Origin of the sequence: Streptomyces sp. NPDC059900, assembly GCF_050270335.1 — a bacterium.
GTDB lineage: Bacteria > Actinomycetota > Actinomycetes > Streptomycetales > Streptomycetaceae > Streptomyces.
In genome coordinates this window covers 10,811-15,797 of the sequence record NZ_JBNNJZ010000154.1, presented here as the reverse complement: position 1 = coordinate 15,797, position 4,987 = coordinate 10,811, and the positions used below count along the sequence as shown (strand labels likewise).

Below are 4,987 nucleotides of genomic sequence, written 5' to 3'. Positions count from 1 at the left end.
GCCTCAGAAGTGAAGAAAGCGAAGAATGTTACGGAACCGCTCCGTCGTCGCGGAGAGGTAGAGAGTGAGGCCGCGTTCGCGGCCCTGCCCCTGCGGGAGGAATTCCGATGAACGCCGCCACCCCGTCCCCGGGAGAGGCCGAGGCCGCCGAACTGGCCCGCCTGCTGCCGGAGTCGGACGAAGACGAATGGCAGCTTCCGCCGGGGCGTCACCTTCACCACAAGGACGTCCTGATGCAGCAGATCGACCACGACCGCGACGCGGAGCAGAGCCGGGCACCGCAGGCCGCCGCCCCCGCCCCCACGCCAGCCGCATCGCCCCGCCGCCTCCTGCGCCCCGCGGTCCTGATGCCCGCCACCGCCGCGCTCGCGACGGCCGGGATCCTGATCGCCGCGATTCCCTCCGACGACGCCGACGGTGTCCGTGACATGGGCTCCGGCAAGGGCGCCTCCGCCGGTGCGGCCGTCACCCTCGGCCGGATCGCGAACGCCTCCCTGAAGGCCGATACCCCGAAGGTGAAGGCCAGTCAGTTCGTCTACATACGGAGCCTTGTGCGGAGCAACGAGGGCGAGTTGGACGGCGCGGTGAAGCTCGGCGCTCCGTACAAGGAGCAGCGGTGGATGGCGCAGGACCCCGCCCCCGTCACGACCATCGGCATGATCCGTGAGAGCGGAAAGGGGGCGTCGATGCCGGGGCAGGACGTGCCCATCGAGATGTCCGCCGTGGACGGCTCCGATGACTCCGGAGCCGTTCCGGAGGGACCCGACCGGCCCACGTACAACTGGCTCGCCTCGCTGCCCACCGACCCCGACGCCCTGCTGAAGAAGCTGTACGCCGAGACGCGAGTGGTCGAAGGGGAGGAGACGAAGGCGCAGGCCGTCTTCGACAAGATCGGTGATCTGCTCGGTTCGACGATCATGCCGTCGGAGAATGCCGCGGCGTTCTACAAGGTCGTGGCGAAGCTCCCCGGTGTGACCGAGGTGCCCGACGCGGTGGACGCGGCGGGCCGCCACGGAATCGGCATCACCCTCGACAAGTCGTCGTGGGCGACGCGCGAGGTGTGGATCTTCGACAAGAAGTCCTTCGAATATCTCGGCTCGCGCGGCTACATGACCAAGAACCACAAGCCGGGCGGCACGCCGGGCAAGGGAGGCAACCCCGAGGCCCTGTACGGCAGCAGCGCGATCCTGGAGCGCGCGGTCGTCGATCAGAAGGGCATGGAGCCGGAAGCCGCCGGCGAGCGCGGCTGAGCACGGTCCGGGCGCCCACGGGGAAGACGGGCAGCGCCATCGCGGTGCAGACGACGAGGGCCGGCAGCCCCTTCGGCCGCTTCCGGCGGAGGTCCGTCGGGAGGGGCCTAGCCTCGGGTCAGCAACCGGCCCAGGGTTTCCTGGAGCTCGGCCTGTGCCACACGTGCCGCCTCTTCCGCGTCCATCGCCTCGACCGCCGCCACGAGCGCGGCGTGGGCGGCGTCCCCGTGGTTCGGCTCATCGGTCCGTACGTCGACCAGGTCGAGGAGGCCGAGCAGGCCCTCCCGCAGTACGGGTGCGAACTCCGCGAACAGGTCCGTCAGTACGGGGTTGCGGGCCGCCGCCACGACCGCCGCGTGCAGGGCGATGTCGGCGTCGATGAACGCGGCGTCGTCCGCCTCGGCCGCGGCCCTGCGGCCTTCGAGCGCGGCGCGCATCGCCGTGATGTCGTCTTCGGTGCGCCGCAGCGCCGCGAGCCGCGCGGCCTGCACCTCCACCAGCATCCGCACCTCGTACACGTCCGTCACCGCGGCCCGCCGCAGCCGCGTGGGCCAGTCCGCCACCGGCTGTGTCGCGATGACGAAGACCCCGGCGCCCTGCCGGGCCTTGACGAGCCCGGCCCCGGCGAGGGCGCGCAGTGCCTCGCGGACGGTGGAGCGGCCGATGCCGAGCTCCTTGGCCAGGGTCGTCTCGCCGGGGAGTCTGCTGCCGACGGGCCAGTGGCCGCCGGCGATCTGCTCGCGCAGGCGCGTGATGGCCTGTTCGACCAGGGGGCTGGGGCGCAGGGAGCCGAGCGGCGGCATCCGGGGACCTTTCGGAGGGGCGGGGGAGGACCGCGGGGTTCGGGGGCGGCCTCACTTGTCTGAGGAGTACTTGTCTGAGGAGCTGAGGTGTGGCTAGTCTAGCGCCATGATCTTCTGCGGTCTCCTTCTTCTCGGCTGCCGCGGCGGGGCCTGAAGCGACCGGCACCCCGCCGCGGGGTGCCGTGCTGCCGGTCGGCCACCACCCGTCCGATCGCCAGCGAAGGACACCGCTTCCCATGAGCGCCCCCGCGTACGCCACCCCGTACGACTGGAATCCCCAGCGCCCCAGCCCCATGCCGCACCACCGCTACCGCCCCTACCAGGACCGCGTCGACGTCCCCGCCCACGACCGCGGCTGGCCCCGTGCCCGCATCGAGCGCGCTCCCCTCTGGGTCCCCGTCGACCTGCGGGACGGCAACCAGGCGCTCGCCGAGCCGATGGACACCGGCCGCAAGCGGCGCTTCTTCGACCTGCTCGTCTCCATGGGGTTCAAGGAGATCGAGGTCGGCTACCCCTCGGCCAGCCGCGCCGACTTCGACTTCGTGCGCGACCTCGCCGCGCTGAGCGCGAGCGGCGGCATCCCCGACGACGTCAGCATCGTCGTCTTCACGCCCGCCAAGCCCGATCTGATCGACCGGACCTTCGAGTCGATCGAGGGGCTGCCCCGCGCCGTCGTGCACCTGTACATCCCCACCTCGCAGGTCTGGCGGGACGTGGTGCTCGGCCGGTCGCGCGCGCAGGTGCGCGAGGTCGTCACCGAAGCCGCCACGCGCATGGCCCGCCTGGCGGACGCCCGGCCCGGCGCGGACATCCGGTTCCAGTTCTCGCCGGAGACCTTCAACCTGACCGAGCCCGATTACGTACTCGAACTCTGCGACGCCATGACGGAGTTGTGGGACGCGAGCCCCGACCGGCCCGTCACCCACAACCTCCCCGCGACCGTCGAGATCGCGACCCCGAACGTGTACGCGGACCAGATCGAGTACCTGCACCGCCACCTCGCACGGCGCGACTCCGTCATCCTCTCCGTGCACCCCCACAACGACCGCGGCACCGGCGTCGCCTGCGCCGAACTCGCCGTCCTGGCCGGGGCCCAGCGCGTCGAGGGCTGCCTCTTCGGCAACGGCGAGCGCACCGGCAACGTCGACCTGGTGACCCTCGCCCTGAACCTCTACGCGCAGGGCGTGGATCCCATGGTCGACTTCTCCGACATCGACGCCGTGCGCGAGGTCGTCGAGCACTGCAACCGGCTGCCCGTGCACCCCCGCCACCCCTACGCGGGCGACCTCGTCCACACCGCGTTCTCCGGCACCCACCAGGACGCCATCAGCAAGGGCTTCGCCCACCACGCACGCCGGGCGGCCGAGCTCGGGGTCCCGGAGAGCCGGGCGCCCTGGGACGTGCCGTACCTGCCGATCGACCCCGCCGACATCGGCCGCAGCTACGAAGCCGTCATCCGCGTCAACTCCCAGTCGGGCAAGGGCGGCATGGCGTACCTGCTGCACACCCGGCACGGCATCGACCTGCCGCAGCGCATGCGGCCCGACTTCTCGCGCGTGGTGCAGGCGGCCACCGACGACAGCGGCCAGGAGGCGAGCGCCAAGGAGCTGTACGAACTGTTCCGTACGACCTATGTCGCGCCGGGGGAGCAGGGCGAAGACGTGGAGCTCGGCTCCTGGACGACCGACCGGGCCCCGGACGGCGTGCACCGCTTCGTCTGCACGCTCCGCGCGGGCGAGCGCACCGGGGACTACGAGGGCGTGGGCAACGGACCGCTGTCCGCGTTCACCGAGGCGCTCGCCGCGGCCGGGATCGCCGTCGACATCCTCGACTACTCCGAACACGCCACCGGGGAGGGCGGCACCAGCGAGGCCATCGCGTACGCGGAGTGCAGGGCGGGCGGCGTGGTCCGCTGGGGCGCGGGCGTGGACACCTCGGTCCTGACCGCGTCCGTACGGGCCGTGCTCGCGGCAGTGAACCGCACGGGAGCCGCCCGATGACCGACCGCATCCCCGTCCTGCACGCGGACGACGTCACCGTCGTCCGCGAAGGGCGCCCCATCCTCGAAGAAGTCACCCTCACCGTCCGCCCCGGCGAACACTGGGCGCTGCTCGGCGCGAACGGCGCGGGCAAGTCGACCCTGCTCAGCCTCTGCGGCGCCGTCACCCACCCCACGCACGGCACGGTGGAAGTGCTCGGCCGCCGCCTGGGCAGCGTCGACCTGCGCGAACTGCGCGCCTACGTGGGCCATGTGAACCCGCGCCATCCGCTCCGCTCGCCCCTGCGGGTGCGCGACGTGATCCTGACCGGGCTCACCAACAGCGTGGAAATCCTGCCCCGTTGGCGCCCCACGCCCGAGCAGGAGGCCAGGGCCGACCGCCTGATCGCCATGCTCGGCCTCGCGCACCGCACGGACGCCCGCTGGCCCACGCTCTCCCAGGGCGAGCGCGGACGGGCCCTGATCGCGCGCTCGCTGATGCCGAGGCCGCGGCTCGTGCTGCTCGACGAACCGGCCACCGGCCTGGACCTCGCGGGCCGCGAACGCCTCCTCGACAGCCTCGACACCCTGCGCGAGACCCACCCCGAACTCGCCACGGTCCTGGTCACGCACCACCTGGAGGAACTCCCGGCCGGTACGACGCACGCGCTGCTCCTTCGCGACGGGCGCGCGCTCGCCTCCGGCGCCGTGGACGACGTACTGACCGGCGACCAGATCAGCAAGTGCTTCGACCACGCGGTGAGGCTGACGCGTACGGAGGGCCGGTGGAGCGTGCGGGCCGCGCGGCGCGCCCCCTGAACATGCGGAAGGGGGGGGGGCCCCGCCGGCCGGGCCCCCGGCCCCAGCGGGGGGGGCGTTTTGTGGGGGGGCCCCCCAAAGTGGGAGGGGGGGCGGGGGTGGGTTTGGGGGGGGGTAGGGGCGCGGCACGCCGCGCG

At 72.5% G+C, this 4,987-nt stretch carries 4 protein-coding genes; 3 read left to right on the top strand and 1 reads right to left on the bottom strand.

Annotated elements, in window-relative coordinates:
* The first annotated feature begins 107 nt into the window (after window positions 1-107).
* Window positions 108-1,250: a CU044_5270 family protein gene (locus ACQKIP_RS21110; protein ID WP_365867041.1), complete on the top strand. Its 1,143-nt coding sequence runs from the start codon at window positions 108-110 to the stop codon at window positions 1,248-1,250.
* A 107-nt stretch (window positions 1,251-1,357) separates the two neighbouring features.
* On the opposite strand, the gene ACQKIP_RS21105 is transcribed toward ACQKIP_RS21110, so the two are convergent.
* Window positions 1,358-2,053: a FadR/GntR family transcriptional regulator gene (locus ACQKIP_RS21105; protein WP_365867043.1), complete on the bottom strand. Its 696-nt coding sequence runs from the start codon at window positions 2,051-2,053 to the stop codon at window positions 1,358-1,360.
* Window positions 2,054-2,289: 236 nt separating this feature from the next.
* Between ACQKIP_RS21105 and leuA the strand changes: the two genes are divergently transcribed.
* Both leuA and ACQKIP_RS21095 read left to right on the top strand, forming a co-directional pair.
* The gene (gene leuA / locus ACQKIP_RS21100) at window positions 2,290-4,053 is read left to right on the top strand and encodes a 2-isopropylmalate synthase (RefSeq protein WP_365867045.1); all 1,764 of its coding nucleotides are present in this window, start codon (window positions 2,290-2,292) and stop codon (window positions 4,051-4,053) included.
* A complete protein-coding gene (locus ACQKIP_RS21095; RefSeq protein ID WP_365867046.1) occupies window positions 4,050-4,850 on the top strand; it encodes an ABC transporter ATP-binding protein in 801 nt (266 codons plus the stop codon). The genes leuA and ACQKIP_RS21095 overlap by 4 nt, the downstream gene beginning before the upstream one ends.
* The last annotated feature ends 137 nt before the right edge of the window (window positions 4,851-4,987 follow it).